Source organism: Alkalibaculum bacchi (assembly GCF_003317055.1).
In the GTDB taxonomy this organism is placed as follows: Bacteria; Bacillota; Clostridia; order Eubacteriales; family Alkalibacteraceae; genus Alkalibaculum; species Alkalibaculum bacchi.
On record NZ_QNRX01000005.1, the window covers coordinates 150,229 to 168,590 of the forward strand.

Annotated in this window: 13 protein-coding genes and 3 pseudogenes; 5 read left to right on the top strand and 11 right to left on the bottom strand. The window is 31.5% G+C overall.

Features of this window, described 5'->3' with window-relative positions:
• Nucleotides 1–428 precede the first annotated feature (428 nt).
• Nucleotides 429–1,097 carry a hypothetical protein gene (locus tag DES36_RS05375; RefSeq protein WP_113920196.1) on the top strand — a complete coding sequence of 223 codons (669 nt, stop codon included), beginning with the start codon at nucleotides 429–431 and terminating at the stop codon, nucleotides 1,095–1,097.
• 213 nt (nucleotides 1,098–1,310) lie between these two features.
• Here DES36_RS05375 and DES36_RS05380 read toward each other — a convergent pair whose 3' ends face one another.
• The 5 genes and pseudogenes from DES36_RS05380 to DES36_RS05390 form a co-directional block, all read right to left on the bottom strand.
• Nucleotides 1,311–1,721, bottom strand: a complete 411-nt coding sequence (locus tag DES36_RS05380) for a hypothetical protein (RefSeq protein WP_113920197.1) — start codon at nucleotides 1,719–1,721, stop codon at nucleotides 1,311–1,313.
• Between the two features lie 441 nt (nucleotides 1,722–2,162).
• Nucleotides 2,163–3,650: pseudogene (locus DES36_RS15435) on the bottom strand (HD domain-containing phosphohydrolase); the annotation flags it as partial.
• A 48-nt stretch (nucleotides 3,651–3,698) separates the two neighbouring features.
• A pseudogene (locus DES36_RS05385) lies at nucleotides 3,699–8,216 on the bottom strand (AAA family ATPase); the annotation flags it as partial.
• A gap of 277 nt (nucleotides 8,217–8,493) precedes the next feature.
• Complete coding sequence (locus DES36_RS14760; protein ID WP_170128186.1) at nucleotides 8,494–8,631, bottom strand: hypothetical protein; 138 nt, start codon at nucleotides 8,629–8,631, stop codon at nucleotides 8,494–8,496.
• A 73-nt stretch (nucleotides 8,632–8,704) separates the two neighbouring features.
• Nucleotides 8,705–9,085 (bottom strand): iron chaperone, encoded by a 381-nt coding sequence (locus DES36_RS05390; RefSeq protein ID WP_113920199.1) that lies wholly within the window; start codon nucleotides 9,083–9,085, stop codon nucleotides 8,705–8,707.
• 165 nt (nucleotides 9,086–9,250) lie between these two features.
• On the opposite strand from DES36_RS05390, the gene DES36_RS05395 reads away from it, so the two are divergent.
• Nucleotides 9,251–9,835, top strand: a complete 585-nt coding sequence (locus DES36_RS05395) for a DUF6143 family protein (protein ID WP_113920200.1) — start codon at nucleotides 9,251–9,253, stop codon at nucleotides 9,833–9,835.
• 176 nt (nucleotides 9,836–10,011) lie between these two features.
• A pseudogene (gene tnpC / locus DES36_RS05400) lies at nucleotides 10,012–10,698 on the top strand (IS66 family transposase); the annotation flags it as partial.
• A gap of 374 nt (nucleotides 10,699–11,072) precedes the next feature.
• Here the strand turns inward: tnpC and DES36_RS05405 are convergent.
• The 3 genes from DES36_RS05405 to DES36_RS05415 form a co-directional block, all read right to left on the bottom strand.
• Complete coding sequence (locus DES36_RS05405) at nucleotides 11,073–12,230, bottom strand: ABC transporter permease subunit (protein WP_113920201.1); 1,158 nt, start codon at nucleotides 12,228–12,230, stop codon at nucleotides 11,073–11,075.
• Nucleotides 12,227–13,102 (bottom strand): ABC transporter ATP-binding protein, encoded by an 876-nt coding sequence (locus tag DES36_RS05410; RefSeq protein WP_113920202.1) that lies wholly within the window; start codon nucleotides 13,100–13,102, stop codon nucleotides 12,227–12,229. The genes DES36_RS05405 and DES36_RS05410 overlap by 4 nt, the downstream gene beginning before the upstream one ends.
• Nucleotides 13,103–13,594: 492 nt before the next feature.
• Nucleotides 13,595–14,017, bottom strand: coding sequence for a hypothetical protein (locus tag DES36_RS05415; RefSeq protein WP_113920203.1), 423 nt, complete (start codon nucleotides 14,015–14,017; stop codon nucleotides 13,595–13,597).
• 100 nt (nucleotides 14,018–14,117) lie between these two features.
• Between DES36_RS05415 and DES36_RS05420 the strand changes: the two genes are divergently transcribed.
• Nucleotides 14,118–14,615, top strand: a complete 498-nt coding sequence (locus DES36_RS05420; protein WP_113920204.1) for a hypothetical protein — start codon at nucleotides 14,118–14,120, stop codon at nucleotides 14,613–14,615.
• Between the two features lie 289 nt (nucleotides 14,616–14,904).
• Here the strand turns inward: DES36_RS05420 and brnQ are convergent, their stop codons facing one another.
• Nucleotides 14,905–16,269 (bottom strand): branched-chain amino acid transport system II carrier protein, encoded by a 1,365-nt coding sequence (brnQ, locus tag DES36_RS05425; protein WP_113920205.1) that lies wholly within the window; start codon nucleotides 16,267–16,269, stop codon nucleotides 14,905–14,907.
• Between the two features lie 406 nt (nucleotides 16,270–16,675).
• The gene (locus tag DES36_RS05430) at nucleotides 16,676–17,248 is read right to left on the bottom strand and encodes a hypothetical protein (protein WP_207657428.1); all 573 of its coding nucleotides are present in this window, start codon (nucleotides 17,246–17,248) and stop codon (nucleotides 16,676–16,678) included.
• Nucleotides 17,249–17,406: 158 nt separating this feature from the next.
• Here DES36_RS05430 and DES36_RS15035 point away from each other — a divergent pair, with 158 nt between their 5' ends.
• Nucleotides 17,407–17,574: a hypothetical protein gene (locus tag DES36_RS15035; protein ID WP_187387060.1), complete on the top strand. Its 168-nt coding sequence runs from the start codon at nucleotides 17,407–17,409 to the stop codon at nucleotides 17,572–17,574.
• A 202-nt stretch (nucleotides 17,575–17,776) separates the two neighbouring features.
• Here the strand turns inward: DES36_RS15035 and DES36_RS05435 are convergent, their stop codons facing one another.
• Complete coding sequence (locus tag DES36_RS05435; protein ID WP_113920207.1) at nucleotides 17,777–18,136, bottom strand: transposase; 360 nt, start codon at nucleotides 18,134–18,136, stop codon at nucleotides 17,777–17,779.
• Nucleotides 18,137–18,362 lie beyond the last annotated feature (226 nt).

The window sequence follows — 18,362 nt, forward strand, 5'->3', positions numbered from 1 at the left end:
TAATAAATCTTTATTCTACAACATTATACATGCCCATCTTAAACAAGATAAGCTAAAAAATTTTTCTCACTTTCAAGGTTTAGCAGGTATAATATGTGCTTTTGGATTGTAAGTCTAGCGCACCTCCTCAAGTTATGCTAGTTCCAATCACTAGACAAATTGAGATTTGTCTAGTGATTCATTAAAAGGTTATCCAAATCTTTTTATATACTCCCCATCCGCTAATACTTCTATTGCTTTCTTCATTATTTACCTCACATAAGCGTATTTATATATATTATACCATTGACATGTATTTATAATTATATTAATTGTTTCAAACTTTCCCTAAGATTATAAGAAAGTTCTCCCTTTTGTAGTTTGTTATACTTAGATAGCATGATATTATATAATAAATATAACTAACAATATTTAAAGGAGGCAGCTGAATGAGTTTTATATTTAAAAAGGATATAAATGGTAAGGAAGTGGTCTTTGAAGTAGTAGCTAAACCACATTCTCCTAATAAATTAATCACTGCAAGTAAGTATACTGGTTATAAATGTTCTTTGTTTAAGATTAGCGGAAAAGAACTTTCCCAAACTTCAGATGTAAGATGCTATTTAGAAACTCATCAAAAAACAGGACCGGTTTTTTATTTAAAAAACGAGGCTCTATCTCTTCTAGAAGATATTTGCAATACTAGTTTTAATAAAGATTCCTTATATATTACCATTCCTGAATTGTATAAAGACAAATATATTCAAATGCTCGACTCTTTAGGCTTAAGCCAAGAGGAAGAAGAAAAAAAACAAAGAGATGAAAACGACAAAAATATCCAGGAAGATGATATTATTTATATTACGAGGAGTCATCTTTATATTGCAGTTACATACCCTTTTGACTCCAACCGTGATACAGTCGAATCTAAACTTTTGACAGAATCTATTCATCACGAAGAACTTGATAGTTGGGTTGAAAACACCCTCGCCCAATATTATGTAGGAATGGGATGTGGTAGTGCTCAAAAGTATAAAATGACTTATAAAGATTACAGGAAATTCTTAGAGGAGTATTCGTCGAAACTTTCTAAAAAGTCTATTACCCCTTCTATTTGAAGGGGTAATAGCAAGTAATCATAATAAAACTAGTGCACATATGGGGTGGGGTAGTTATTTGCAATAAAAAAAAGGTCAGGACTTAATATCTTGACCTGGAAAGTCCCGTACCTACTGAGTCTTATTTTTGGCTGGTATAAGTCTTTAAGTTCTTTTATAAAGTCAATCATTTTTCTTTTTCCTTTTTTCAAAATTGTGCCGCTAAGCTTGCAATTATTTCTGCTCTGGTTTATTTTTTAATAAGAATATCATAGGAATCAGAGCAAATATAAACTCGGTGCTAAAGGCAACAACTAGCCAAAGCTGTAAGCTTGACGGCCATGGCCAAATCAGCTGTATAATAATTCTTGATAACCATATAAGAGTAAAGAACACATAAAATACGCGTAATTCTCCTGAACCATCAAACAATTTCTTTTGCACTATTATTAACAGCAGACTAATCCCTACTAACAAAAATGAAAAGCAAAAATTTATGTAGTTTATGGATTGAATTATTTCAGTTGGAGCGTCTGGTATATAAGAAAACCAATTTGAAGAATACGGGACAAAAAAGTGCCATATCCCTACTATACTACCAATAATACAAGCAATATTAAATAATACCTTCGCAGTTTTTTTCATTTTTTATACCTCTCAATTTTGTAGTTTGTCTAGTTATTTAAGGTTGTGATTTTATTAAATGTAGGTGCATCCATATTATCCTTGATAGGTTTACTCTAAATATTTGTCATAAAAGACAAGACTCTTTTGGTTTAAATACCAGATAGGGACACTCCTCATTTTTTCTACTTTCATCTTATCATACATTCAGCAATAAATTACAAATACTGTTCGAGCCACTTAAGTATTCTCCATATTCATATTAATTCACCACTAACTAATTGTTCATTAACATGCAGTGTTTTTATCATGTCTTTTTTTGCTATTTTTCATATAATAGGATTATTGAGTTACAAAATATAGCTTATTAATTATCATTTTTCTCCCACTATCATATAAAATTAGTGGGAGATTTTATTTAAATAGTGAATTCTTGAAATATGTCCCTATTGGTGGTACTATTTATAATCCACTGATTTGTCCTAATACTTTTTCAATGAATACATTTACTAGTTCAGGATCAAATTGACTCCCTGCATTTTTTTGTAATTCCCTTATTGCAATTTCATCTGGCAAAGCACTTCGGTAACTTCTCGCACTAGTCATTGCATCATAGGCATCCGCTATAGTTATTATTCTTGATATAAGAGGTATCTCATCCTCTTTTAAGCCTTTTGGATATCCTTTCCCATCCCATCTTTCATGGTGACATAATACATATTCTGCCATTTCCGACATATCATTCACCGTACTCAGAATTCTATAACCTATTTCTGGATGACGCTTAATTTCTTTCCATTCATCCTCTGTAAGTTTACTTGGCTTATTAAGTACATTTTCATCAATAGCTATTTTTCCTATATCATGAAGTAATCCAACTGACCTAAGTTCCTCAATTTCATATTTAGGCAGCTTAAGAGCTTCTCCCATGCTATTGCATAATGCTGATACTCTATGGGAATGTTGTTCTTCCCTTTTGTTTTTTTCATTAAGTGTATTAATTATCGCTTTAATTGTTTTCCCTCTCATACTTGGACCTTCAAAAAGTTTTTTCTTATACATATGATCTTCAGCATTTCTAAATATGTCTTCAATTTTTTCTTCCTCATTATTTTTAGTATCATAACCAAATGAAATAGAAATATCAATGGAGCCTACTTTTTCTTTTAATGACAGATCATTTATACGTTTAATGATTTGCTCTGTTCCAAAAGCATCCGTTTTTGGTAATAGAATAACAAATTCATCACCTCCGAGTCTGGCAATAATATCACCAGTTCGGCATCCTGACCTTAGCACCTCTGCCACTTTCTTAAGAAGCTCATCACCCACAACATGTCCAAATGAATCATTGATAAGTTTTAATCCATTTACATCACCCATAACAATGGTCAAAGGAAGGTTTCTCTCTGTATCGAATCTCCTTAACTCTTCTTCGTAAAATCTACGGTTGTATAAACCCGTTAGTTGATCATAATAGCTAAGATTAAAAATTTCTGTCTCCTTTTTTTTACGCTCCGTTATGTCAATGCCTAAACCTGTAAAATATTGGGTACCATCCAGATAAAAAGCACTGGCAGTAAAATACATAGGAACTATATTACCATCCTTTTTCTGCAGTTCTGCCTCAGCATCACCAAATCCCTGTTCAATAGCCCTAGTACAACCCTCTTTGATGGTCTTCTGGTTTTCTTCATCCCCCTTATAAAAATCCATAAGGCTGATTTTAGATAATTCCTCCGAGGAGTAACCAGTTATATCCTCATGTTTTTTATTCCATCTCAATAATCTATACTGACTATCATAGAGATAGATCATACCCGGAGCACTGTTAAATATTGCATCTGTCAATTTTTTTTCACTTAATAACCTATCTTGTGCATTAATGCGTTCCGCAATTTCTTCCTTTAGTCGAGCATTAGCCTCTTCAAGCTCATATGTACGTTTTTTAACCTTATTTTCTAGTTTAGTATATAAGAAAGAGTTTTCAATAGAAATTGCAACTTGTGATGAAATTATCTTTAGTACTTCAAAATTTTCTTTAGTAAACGCTCCCGATAATGCATTATTTTCCAGATAAACAATTCCTATTAAAATATCTTGCTTCAAAATGGGAAAACATATTGAGGATTGAATACTGTTTTCTGAAAAATAATTATCAGATAAAAACGGACTCTGTTCCATATCCTCAATAATTATTACTTCTTTTGTTCTCATAACATAGTTAATCATAGAAATTGGCAGTACTTTTTTTATATCTGTACTATCAAAAATTATCTCTTTGTGATTAACTATGATTTCTAACTCATTATTTAATTCACCAGAAATTGATAAAATCCAACTACTTTCATCTTTTAAAAGTATGTGCCCCATTGTACTTCCTGAATTTTGCATCATTATTTTCATTAATTTTTCAAGCAGTTTTTTTATTTCAATTTCGCTAGAAATAGTCTGAGCTGCATTAGCAATAGATTTTAAATCTATTGAGCTTAAATCATTGTTAATACTTGATAAGGACTGGAAGTCACTACTTGAAAATAAAATATCCTTATACTTTTCTTTCATTGCTTCTACTTTACCTATTGCTCCCCAAGTAAAAAAACTTGCATAAGCTTCTTTAATATAAAAACCTGCTGTCTTCTTTATACCCATTTTAAGATATCTCTGTGCTGTTATTTCACATATAAGACCATAGTGATAGTATCTTTTATTTCTTTTAGCCTCAAACATAGCCTTTTCATATAACTTTAAGGCTTCCTCATATTCTCCACCCATTGCTTTCATCTCAGCGCATACTATATCATAGAGATGCTGAAAATTAAAAGGTGCGTCTTTTGCTCTTTGATACATCCATTCTTGATTTTCTTCCAATACTTTTTGCATAGTCTCTTTCTTTTCTGTATTCTTCATTTCTTCAATGGTCTTACAAATAGAAATGGAGTTTAAAAAGCGATAGAGTGCTATTATATAAAATGTCTCAATATAACCCAAATACGGAACAACCTTCTGCGTAAGTGTATAAGCCATTTTAAAATCGCCAAATAGCACTGCTAAAAGTGCCCTGTAAATATAGTAATAACATAATCCTATTGCATTGTGCTTAATATCTTTCACATGTTTTTCTTCATTAAAGCCTTCATCATTAAAGCTCCCATACATTAATGTCTCTCCCTTCAACGCTTTTAAAAGCTGACGAAAGGTAATAAATGATTCCAGTGCATATAGGTTGCCCATTTTACTTGCAAAGGATAAAGCTGTTTCTACTTCAACCCCGATTTCTGAAATAGAATTGCAGCATTCAATAATTCCTGCCTGAGAAGTAAAAAAACTAAAACAGGAACATTCAAATTCTCCATTTTGCAAATTTCCTTTATAAGCTTCATGAGCGTAATAAATCTCAGTTTCCAAAGGCTCAAACCAATGACAACTAAAAAGACTATAGGTATGATACATTCTATACAATTCACTAATAAAACCCTTTTTTTCTGCAATAAGTATTCCTTTTCTTGCAAGCATATATCCTGTTTGAAAATCATTTTTCAAAGGGATTAATGCCACTATAATTGCTCCTGAATGTTCTAGAGCAAAGGTAGTAACACCTTTTTCAATCATTAAGTTCGTATTTACAAGAAGAACCCAAAAGGAAGCCAACGGATTAAAAAACAAACTTGCTGGTGATATACTGCTCAAAAGTTTTGCAATGGCTTTGTCTTTTTCATTACAGAGCATTTCCTTTTCTTCAAGATTCTCTAGGCTGCCATTACTTTCATACTTATAAAACTTCTCAACCTCTGCCTGAAGCACATCCATTAATTTGTCTTCAGAGTAACTTATTCCAAGCTTTTCAAGAAGAGATATACCTAGATAAAAAGCTTCTTTGTACCGGCTTCTATTTGAAAGGCTGATTAATTGTACGCAACAAGCATTTACCAATTCAATGGGATATTTTGTTATTTTTTCTATTTTTGAATAGATTTTATCCACTTCTTCAAAATCTGCTAAACTAAAAAGCACTAGATGATACTCCGTATATATAGTCCGCATGAAGGAATCATCCTTTTTAAAAATCTCTGGTTCAATATCGATTATGAGTTCAAGATACTTCCTTGCAGTATCAAAGGCGGAAGTAAGTCTAGCAGCCTTTGCCGCATTAAGAAAAATATTAATTACTCTTTTAATATCTTCCTCTTTGTTAATACAATCTAATACCTTGGAATAATGTTCTGCTACTAAAAAAAGGTCTGAAGTATTCGTTAACCCTTCTATATTTTCATAATAATTAGCAATTTTCATATGAATTATTTTCTTATCTTCTTCTGATAGAGAAACATATCCTGCCTGTTGAAATTTGTCATGACAAAACATAAATTCTACTTTTTTAGGGCTTAAATTATCTTTTCCTAGTACATAAATCATCTCACCTGTTATAGCTGGTTTTAAACATTCATTTATATTTTCTAAATTTTTTCCGGATATCTTTGAAAGTATTTTTATATCAAACCGATTTCCAATACAGGCAGCCATGGAAATAAGTTTTTTCGTGGCTGCAGGAAGTGTTTTCATTTTTTCTATTAAAAAATCCACAACATTATCTGAGGTTTTGCTATTTCTTATATCACTTTCATTCCACTTCCACCTTTTTTCACATACATTATAATACAGCAGCTTTTCTTCATTACAATATTTTAAGAATTCAATAATATAGAATGGATTCCCTAATGTCTTTTCATGAACTATCTTTGCTAGGCCATAGGCATCTTCCTTATTACAACTTAACATATTAAATATCATTTCTGTAACTGCATAGATATTCAAATTATCTAGATGTAAATATTCTATTTTACCCCTATCCTTCTTTATTTTTTCAATTGTTCGAATCAAAGGATGAGATGCATCTACCTCATTTTCTCTGTAGGTGCAAATGAACATCAATCCTCTAATACTATTATCAAAAATAACCTTTTCAAAAAGTTCTAAAGAGGCTGAATCTATCCATTGAAGATCATCAATAAAAAATACAATTGGACGGCTTTGTGAAGAGATAGCTCTTAATAAATTTTGAAGAGCAGCACTAAATTTAACCTGTACTTCTACAATAGATTCTTCCATCAACTGTGGTTGTGAGCCTATAATCAATTGTAGTCTGGGAATTACATCTATAAGTAAAGCACCATTTTTTCCAAGTGAATCTACTATTTTTTCTCCCCAATTTTTTACTTCAACCTCTGAATCAGATAGGATATAAGTACAAAATTGATCAAGTGCATTAAATAAAGGTGAATAAGGAGTATTTTTGTTGTATTGATCGCACTTACCTGAAAGAAAGATTCCATTCTCCTTGATTATAGGTTTATGAAGCTCATTTACTAATTCGGTTTTACCAATTCCAGAATACCCACCAACAAGAATTAGCTCTGCATTTCCTTTGGCTGCTCTTTCAAATGTTCTAAGTAATTTTTTTATTTCATTATCTCTTCCATATATCTTTTTAGGAATTTCAAATTTATCCAGTATATCATTTTTCCCGAGTTCAAATTCTTCTATAATTCCCTTTTCTTCTAATTGATTTATACATTCTTGTAAATCAAATTCAATGCCTGAGGCACTTTTATATCGATCTCCAGGCATTTTTTCCATAAGCTTTAATATGATTTTAGAAACAACAGTCGGAATGCTTGGATTAATTTCACAAATGGGCAATGGAATCTTTGCTATATGAAAATAAACTATATCTGCAGGATTATAAGAAGCAAAGGGAAGCTTTGAACAGGCTAATTCATATAAAGTAATTCCTAAAGAATAAAAATCTGTTCTATAATCTATCGGTCGATTCATTCTTCCAGTTTGCTCTGGTGAAATATAATACAATTTATCATGGAACATATTTGGATTTATCGCTTCTGCAGTTTCAAAAGAAAATTCTGATGAACCTTCAAAGCCAGAGAATTTTATAATCTTTTTATCAGGATTATACATAATATTGAATGGATTAATATTCTTATGAATTACATGCTTACTATGTATGTATTTAATGCATTTTGTTATTTTCAAAGCTATATCAAGCAATTCCTTTATTTGCATATCATTGTTTTTTATATATTCAGAAAGACGAATTGCTCCAAAATCCTCAATTACAATTGAAATTTTATTTTCAAACTTTAAAAACTTACGAACCTTTACAACATGATCACCTTGGAGCTTTTTTAATAGCTCATATTCATTTTTCATCTTTGATATACTTATCGGATCATTATTTAATGTTTTAATTATAACAGTTTCATTTTTTTCAATATTCGATGCCTTAAAAACGGTGTTATTTGGTGAATTATAAATAGTCTCCGTAATTATATAATTTCCTTCCATCCTTCTCATATGTTTCCACCCCTTATATCTCGTTTTAAGAATCAAATTCATTTTATTGTAATCATCTTCATTATATCCGTTATATTTAAAAGATTCTATATTTTTAATTATTACTATTTTAAAACTAAAATTCCAGTCAAAGTGACCTATCATCACCCCAACTGGCTTATTAAAATCATCTATTCAATTTTACATTCAATCTCAGTGCCACTAAGCAATGTTGCAATGATCTTCTTGCCTTCAAACACGGTCATCGTTTCTATAATCCTAAAAAAGGCGTTTGTGAGGAATGGGACTTTTCAAGTCAGATTTTTAGATTCTCAAGTGTCGATCTACTCTCATTTACAAATTAACCACATTAAGGATGAGGCTTCAAGCGTAAGTTTCGTCTTCTTTTATTTTAGGGTATTGGGCTCAAGACATCCCATCCCTAAGCAATTTCCCCTTCCCAGGCGAGTCTTTCAGCCTGGCATGGCTCAAGAACTTGACCCAAAAATTCACGTCCCAAGTGGGTCACTTCACCTGAAGGATGTGGATGTAAATCAAATGATGCTACTGTTTTTTCCAATCATCAATCTCTATGCCACCTATTGCTTTATCATCTTCTTTTAGACATACAGCATAAGTTTCTGGTGCTAGGACTAAAAGGTTGCTTTTCTCCAAAACTTCGTCATATCTTTTTTGTCTTCAATATTATAACTTACCATCTTATCAAGTAATTCAAAATCCACTTCATCAGTCCACTTAATTCTCATTAACTCCTGTGTATGAGAATACCCTACTCCTTTAATTTCTTCTTCAAACTGTCTAATGGCTACCGCTTCAGGTGCTACTGCAATATGCCCTTTGGCAATACTAAAACCTATGATAAAGGTGCCGTGGTCACTAAACATAGGCTGATTCCATTTGATTTCTTCTTTCAACTGTGGGTATTTTTTCTTAATATGATTGAGAATCCCCTCCATTCTATCTCTTTTGTTCAATTCGTCTATGTTTTCTAGAAATTCTTGAAAGTCCTTCATTTATTCACTACCTTTCTCCTTTTATCTAATGCTTTTAGATTCATATTCCTGTTCAACTGTTGTTCAAAAATAGGTTAACATTATCCTGTCTACTGAATATTATATAGAAAGAGATTTTGTCATAATGTAAATATTTATACAAAGTAATGTTAAGGAGATGCATCTATGCCACATGATGTTATTAATTATATATACCATACAAAAGATATGAAATCACAAGAAATTGTTAGTATCCCAGTTTCTTTAGATAGGTCCTCTCAAGGGAAATATTTTGTTGGGCAGACAAAACCTTTGTTTGTATCTGATGAAAAAATAGCATGGGCTGGTTTAGTAAATCCGTGTAATTCAGGTGTCAACTTATTTGCAAATGTATTTACTGTCTCAAATTTTTCTGAGGACTATATAACTGCTGAAATATGGCTTAATACGGATTTTCCTAAAGAAGCAAATATATCCCGTATGGTTTCTCCGACAAATACATCTTTATGTCCACATCCTCAAAATAAGGTAGCTATTAAATTTATAAAATCTACTAACAGATTTCCTCAAGATGGAGTGAACGTATATAGAAGAATTGTCCCTCCTAATACTACATTAGTAGGAGAAGAAGATGGAAAATTTATCGAAGCACCTGGTGGAAATTATACATTAATTCTAAAATCACCAAGTATTGATCTTGATAAAATTATCGTCGCCTTTGGCTGGTGGGAAGAGCCTATTGATTTGGCGACAGTTGAAAAACGTGATTAACTCACCGATTAGACTCATATATTCTTACTTTTAATTATGCTCAAAAGTGATGCTAAGGGCGAGACTTTTTGTATCGATATTGTATTATGACCCAAAAATTCACGTCCCTAGTGAGCCTTTTCGATATTGTATTATGACCCAAAAATTCACGTCCCTAGTGAGCCTTTAAACCCTCGAGAAGTGGAGACAATGCAAGCAAATACTTAGAAGGGTTTAAGGGATACCTTCATTCTGATGGGTTTGCAGGATATAATAAGATCAAAGATGTTGTTAGATGTGGTTGCTGGGCACATCTTAGGCGTAAGTTTGTGGAGGCTATCCCGGATAATAGGGCAAAGGACGCTCCACTTACCAATGCAGAAATCGGCAGAGATTACTGCAATAAGCTTTTTAAAATTGAGGAAGATCTCAAAGAACTTCCTGGTAATGAAAGATATACTAAGCGTCTAGAACTTGAAAAACCTGTTCTTGATGCCTTTTGGTGTTGGCTTGAATCATTAAACGTATTAAATGGTTCTTCACTTGCCAAAGCAGTAAACTATGCCAAGAATCAGAAGCCATATATGGAAAATTACCTTCTTGATGGTAGATGTTCCATTTCAAATAACCTAGCGGAAAACAGTATCCGCCCTTTCGCTATTGGGCGAAAAAACTGGCTCTTTGCTGATACTACAAAAGGAGCAGATGCTAGTGCAGCAATATATAGCATTGTTGAAACTGCAAAAGCAAACAACCTTAATGTATTTACATATCTCGAATATTTACTGATGTACATGCCTGACACAGATTATCAAGGTGATCCAGAAGCACTGGAAGATTTGATGCCTTGGTCAGAAAATGTAAAATCAGTATGTGGAAAATAATATATTTGGCTAGCTTAGTTCCATTATAGCTAGCCTTTATTTATTTTACTAGGCACCTTGTTGTGTAGCGCTTACGTTGGCTTTGCTCTTTTTGCAATTACCTACCTATATAAGGCACTCTGTTATTGAGCGCTTACGATAAAGCTGTCTCTAAATCGCAAGATTAGAGACAGCTTTTTGTAATGTTTTTCTGATGTTAAAAGTTACATACCCAATGAGTCTTCATGCGCCCCATAGGTTATCCATTTGAAATCCACTATTCACCCTAGTGAGTTTTTAATGTCTTTAAAATAAATTATTTGCCAATTAGGGTAAAAATAAATGGGAGACTTCAAAAAACGTGACTTAAAAAGCCATGCCGCTAGCGAGTCGCTTTAATTATATGAATATTTAGTTTTGAAATAAGCAACTAAATCACCAAGAATCTTTACTACTAGTAATAGACATATTACAAATACAAAATTTTGTGCAAATGTGTTAAAAACAAATCCTTTTTCCGCACTCATTACTGTTAACATACTCTCAGGATTATATATGTTTATAGGAAATAGGCATAGTAATTTATGAATAATTCCTGTTCTAAAGACTGAACTTAATCCTAGAGGTAGAAAGAAAGCACTCGTTGCTACTAATAATGAAGCAAACGTCGATTTTGTGATAGAGGAAATAAACAAAGTAACACCTACTGTTGCTAATAATCCAAACAATTGAAAAATAAGAATTAAAAAATATACTTGTAAGTGGTTCACTTCAACAGGAAAATTAAATAACTTTAATGAAAAATTCGTTTGAATACTTGCATTCCATCCATCTAAAGCATAATAATGGAAATAAAAATACATAAAAGTAATTGCATGAATTACTATAAATAAAATTATCGAAATCCCTGTAGCGACAATAATCTTTGATAAAATCATTTTACTCCTACCGTACTTTGTAGACAATAAGAGCTGATTGATATTACTAGATACTTCACCAGAAAAGACAGTTGAGCAAATTACAATTGCTAGCAAACTCATTAAAATAAATAGGGCACCTAAAACAGTATATAAATCATTCCATGGTGTATAACTTCCTATTTTTAAAGGATCGCTAAAAGTGGAAAATCCGGCATCTTTTACGGACAAAAGGTTAACTTCATCAATAGTTATTTTCTCACCGCGTTCCATTGCATCATTCATTTTTATATAAACATCTTCATCCTTAGGAAAAAACACTTCAGCAATATCCCATGAAAACAAATCAAATGGTCTTTTTTCTCCATCTATTTCACTTTGGTATCGCTCTATAAAATCCGATAGAATTTCTTTTACTTTTTTATCATTAAATTCGCCAGCATGTTTATTCGCAACTTCCCTATAAAGTTCTATATGTCCATTCTTTTGATTACTTATTTCAGCTAAACTAAGTTGAGAATAATTAAATCCAACTTGAAAAATCCCAACTAGAACAATTAGTGCAATAATTACAAAAGATAAAAAACTCTTCGTTTTTATAATCTTCTCTATTTCACATTTTATTACTTCAATCATGCTACAGTCTCCTCTTCTCTAAAGTAATATAAATATAAATCCTCGAGTGTAGGTTCTACTTGGATCGCGTTTTCTTCAGGTCGATTTTTTGAAATAACTCGTAAAATAAGGCGATCATCTTCATGTTTTTGATTACTAACTATGTATTTAGTTGATAATTCAGCAACCATTTTTTGTGGTATTGAACATTCCCAAACTTGTCCTTCAATTTCTTTTACAAGTTCCGTTGCAATTCCTCTATTTATTAAGCATCCTTTTTTTATAATCAATATTTCATCAGCAATATATGCTACATCTGAAACAATATGTGTAGATAATATTACAATTTTTTCATTCGATAGTGAACCTATAAGATTTCTAAATTTAATTCTTTCTTTTGGATCTAATCCAACAGTTGGTTCGTCTAAAATTAATATTTTGGGATCATTAATCATAGCTTGCGCTATGCCTAAACGTTGTTTCATTCCACCAGAATATTTTCTGATTTTCTTATTTTTAACATCATTTAATCCTACTATTTTTAGTAATTCTTCACATCTTTCCCTAGCACTTTTTTTATCTACCCCTTTTAAAGCTGCTATATACATCATAAATTTCAAACCAGTAAGTTCCGGATAATATTTAAATTCTTGGGGTAAAAAACCTAAAATAGAACGATAATTTTCAAACCTTTCAAAAATATCCGTATTATTATAATTAACAGTCCCCTTATTTGCTCGCGTCACACCACAAATAATTCGTAATAATGTACTTTTACCAGCTCCATTAGCTCCTAACAAACCATAAATACCTGGTTGAAGAGTAAAAGATATATCATTCAAAATGCTAGTATTGTCATATTTTTTCTCAATATTTTTAATTTCTAAATTCATTTCTTAAACACAATCCTATCTTCTGAGTATAGTTGCAAACTTGTTTTATTTTACTATATCACTTTTATTGCTATCATTGTTTGATATGCGGAAAATTCAATTCATTCTTTAACATTTTAGTAATCATCTGTCAATGTTGATAAATAACAAACAATGTCCCAATAGGGACACTTCTCATTTTTTCACTACTTTTATCTTATCATACATCCAGCAATAAATTACAATATTCTTATAATAATTCTTGCACATTTCGTTTGAATGAAAAACTAAATTCCAGTTTTTCATAACTCCTTGTTTTCTGTAGATCTAACGTCTACTTTTCACTTAACAAAAGCTATTTTTTATCATATACTATCTGTATTAGCATAGAAAACATGTTTTTTACTGCATAGCAAACAGGCATCTGAAAATAGTGCGCGAGACTAAATTCCATATGCTTTAGTGTAAGACTAAGTTCTATACAGTAAAATCTCTGCCTGTGCTACGACTATTTTATTTTAATAATGCTGGAATAAGGGTTACCTCATCTGGTTTGATTGCCTTAAGATGAAGTTTTTTATGTAATTCCTTGTTCAGGAGAAGTTGGGACAGTTCGAACGGGGTATACCCATTCAGGCTGTCTCTTGCTTCGCTGTTGATATGGTTCATTAACAGAATGGCATCCTTTTGTATCAGGTCATTAAAAGATTTTCCTTTTGGCAAAACATATCGAATGTATTCATGACTCTTTTCAAGCATTCCTTTTTGCCTGGAACTATACGGATCACAGTGATAGATACTGGTACGTATTGTACCATCGACTGTGCATTCCAGTATAATAGGATTTTGAAATTCAGTCCCACCATCTGTAAGAATGACCTCAAATAACTTCCGAAATAATTCTTGACCAAGTAGTTCTGTTAATTCGTCAAACACTCTTTTTATTTCACAAGGTACAAAAAACAGCTTATTAATTAACTTTTTTCTCCCAGTATCTTGTAATAATAGTGGGAGAATATATTTAAATAGTGAATTCTTGAAATATGTCCCTATTGGTCATAACTATGAAATTAAACAATATAAAAAACCGGTACTCGGTTTATTCGGTGGTGATAAAAAAAAGATTAAAGAATTAGAACAGAAAATAAGGAGATATGAAGCTGGTATCAAAGGATTAACTAATAATTTAAATATTCCTAACACACCTTTCACATTAGGTGAATTTTACATAGATTATGCAACTAATAGAGAATATTTTTGTGATTTTCAAACAATAGAATATGATGATAATCGATGTCTATACATAGTATATGATGAAAACGTTGGTGAAATCGGATCATTAAAACCTGAATTTACTAAAATGTATGGTATATTTAGAAGGTTAAAAGGATCCGAATTAAGTAAAGAGTTTGGTAACTTTGACCCATATGACTCTGGAGACTTTAGTTTTAGGCCAGATGATTATACGTATTCTGAAAGATCGGGTAAATATATTGACTACATTAGATATTACATTAATGTGTATGAGGTATAAGTAAGCCGCAAAATAGCTAATTCGAACGATGGGGACTTTTCTGTTTTTCTGAAGACCATAATTACCTCAGAGGCAGTTTATCGATATAAAAAGTACCGTTCCCATCGTTTGCTTCTTCATATTACCTAATGTAATATCTGCATTAGATTTAAGTTTCTGACGCTTGCTCTGTAATTCTTCAATTTTCATATCTTCACCTACAATAAATTTCGCTACAAGTGTGCAAAACAGTACTTCATTAAGGGCTTAGATATTCTTTAAATTAATTTAATATAGTCATTAAATTAATTTATCTTAGTGGATTATGTCTTAGTTTATCATTAATTCTCCATTTAATAATTCCTATAATAAAGCCAATTAGTGCTGGTATGATCCAGCCAAAACCATAGTCAAATCCAGGCAAACAAATCTCAGCGAAATTTATTAACTTATTTACTACAGGAGTTTCCTTTATAGTTTTCGGCAATGCATTACAAAAATCAAAAAAAGCTGCCATAATTGTTAATAAAGTTGTCCACCTGTATATATCCCTTTGCTTATTAATAATTGGGGCTAATAATGATAGTATAATCAAAGTAATTGCTAAAGGGTAAAGGAACATAAGCACTGGTATAGATAGTAGAATGATTTTACTTAGTCCAAAATTAGCAATTAAGAAAGATACGGTGGTAAATATAATGGCATATTTATTGTAAGTTACTGATTTTGGAAACAATTCACTAAACATCTGAGAGCAGGAAGTAATTAATCCAATTGCTGTTTTCAAGCAAGCAACAGTTACAATAGCAGCTAATAATATTTTACCTATAAATCCAAAATAATGTTCACTAACCACGGACATTATTACTCCACCGTTGTCAGCTTTACTAATGATGCCTAAGCTTGTCGCCCCCATATAAGCTAGTGATGCGTAGATGACACTCATTCCAACAACACAGACTAAACCCGACTTACATGTTTCTATTGCCTTTCTTTTCGGGTCTTTAATACCTAATTTTTCTACATTTGATATAATAACAATTGCAAAAGCAAGAGAAGCTAAAGCATCCATAGTATTATACCCATCTAATATCCCTTTAAATAATGGCTTATAAATGTAATCTCCCTGAGCCGCATATTGACTGGCTTGTCCCATTGGTTTTATAAAGGTTGCAATTATTAATATCGATAGAAGGGCTATAAAAATAGGGGTGAGGTATTTACCAACCCAATCGAGAATCCTACCAGGCCTAAGTGAAAAGTACAGTGTAATTGAGAAGAAAATCAACGAAAATACAAATAATGCTAATTGAAGTTTTTCTTCTGCAATAAAAGGATTCAAACCCACCTCAAATGCTACACTAGCAGTACGTGGAATAGCAAATAAAGGTCCAATGGTTAAATATAGCATACATGTAAATAGTATAGAATATATTTTGTTAACAGGCTTGGCCATATCAAATAAGCTTTCACTCTGAGACAGAGTAGATGCAATAATGCCTAATAGAGGAAGTCCTACTCCAGTAATTAAAAACCCAATTGTTGCCTGGAATGTATTGCCTCCAGCTAAATGTCCCATTTGAACGGGAAATATGAGATTGCCCGCTCCAAAAAATAGTCCGAATAATAGTGACCCTACTAATAAATTCGATTGAAAATCTAGTTTTTCTTTCATGATTAAAAACTCTCCTTGTACCCAATAGGGACACTTCTCATTTTTCCACCACTTTTATTATCATATATTCGGCAATGAATTACAATATCTTTTACAATTATCATTGCATATTATGGTTGAGATATGTCCCTATTGGCGTCCATTAGAAAAGCACGGTTTTTTCTTTGTTTCAAAACTTGACCCAAAATTCCAAGTCCCTCGTAGGTCCTCATAAGATACTTAAGCACAACCTTTTCTTGTTAACCTCTATTTTCTATCCCCTTTTTACACTAAAATAGCCTAATAATGCCTTAAATATGTAAATTGTTGAAAAACGTCCCCTATTGCTTACTTGGATATCGCCTTCGTGGCTCACGAGAACTGTTTCATATTGGTCTATTTCTAAAACAAATAAAACAAATGCTTCTTAATTCTTTTTCCATTGTGATTCTTCACCGTTAAAATCTGTAACATATAATATATTATCTATGACTTTATACACATCTATACCACTAGGTTCTAGTAACTGCGGCTTTTCTTCTGATCCGTAAATTTCTTCAATCTCATATGCTAATAACTGAACTGTTTTGTTTGATTCATCGTAATCTACAATCTCATATTCGTATTTAAAAAACCATTCTGATTGATCTTGTCCTATTAGAATCTTATCATTTGTTATCATCATAATATAGTCATATTCATCGTTTGGTTCCTTAACATACATCCATTCTCCAATGATTAGATTCTTCCCTGCCTCTTTATCACTTGTGCTTAAATCCTCTTCAGTTAAATTTTCAACCTGTCCGTCTTTTGAATTCAATGGTTCTGATGAATTGTCTATATTTTTTGAATCTAATACTTTTTCTGAATCTACTGAATCCAATGGCTCCTCTGGATTTTCCACATTTTTAAAATTTGGTGAATCCTTTGAATTTATTGTTTCCAACGAATTATTTAAATCTATACTTTCTTGTGTTTCACCACCACACCCAACGAACATTACAAAAACGATAAATAACAATGTAAATATTTTTACGATTTTATTTATACTTATCATGAAACAACATCCCTTCCTAAATTACTTTTCCTAATAGCACTAACTTAACAATATATCTTAAACATCGCATCACAGGGTTTAAAGCAATCTCTGTATTCCTTATGAGAGACCTATATGATTACAGCTACAAAAAAATCTGTAAAGAGATTGGTAATCTAACTATTTCACGAGTAGCTACCCTCTCAAACAAAGGCTTTAAGCTACTAAATGAAGAAGCCAAATATAAAGATCTCCTACCTAAACTACTCAAAGAGATTAGAGTTGCTTAACTTCTAACTATCCATAAATTTAATGTTAATCCATCGAATGCATAGTATATTTACCATGTCTTTTTTTGTCTTTTTCTTCATATTATAAGTAGTTAAAGGCAGCTATTTCTTCTTTTCTTTCAATTTTTATCTCATATTTTTGCTTAAATAATCTAATAATGACGTAAAGTGGTAAATTATTGAAATGCGTCCCCTTAATATATTAATAATAATACTGCTGTGGAAATTTTAACTCCTCATGACTATTATACTTCAAAACCCATCGTGATAAAGTAATATGACTAGGTATTTTATATTTAACAGCTAAATTATATAAACTACCTTTACGGTCTAGATATTCACTCACAACTTTCATTTTAAACTCAAGCATGTAGTGATTACAATGTGTGGTCTGAATAAATGCAGAATCTCCAAAATCTCTATATTTCGCTACCCATTTTCTAAATAAGGATTCAGTAACCCCATATTTTTTTCCTATGGTTGTAAGAGATCCATTACCAGCTAAGTACTCTTTTACAGCTATTAATTTAATATCAGCTGATACTTTCTTCTTCTTAGACATAAAAACACACTCTTCCCTACAGTAAACACTGTGTCATTTTTTTACTCTTTTTTCATATAATTAGATTATTAAGGTACAAAAAACAGCTTATTCATTAACTTATTCTCCCACTATTTTGTAAAAATAGTGGGAGAATATAGTTAAATAGTGAATTCTTGAAATATGTCCCTATTGGTGTTTGTCAATAGTTATCTTAATAAATATAGACTATTTTTTCTTTGTTTTT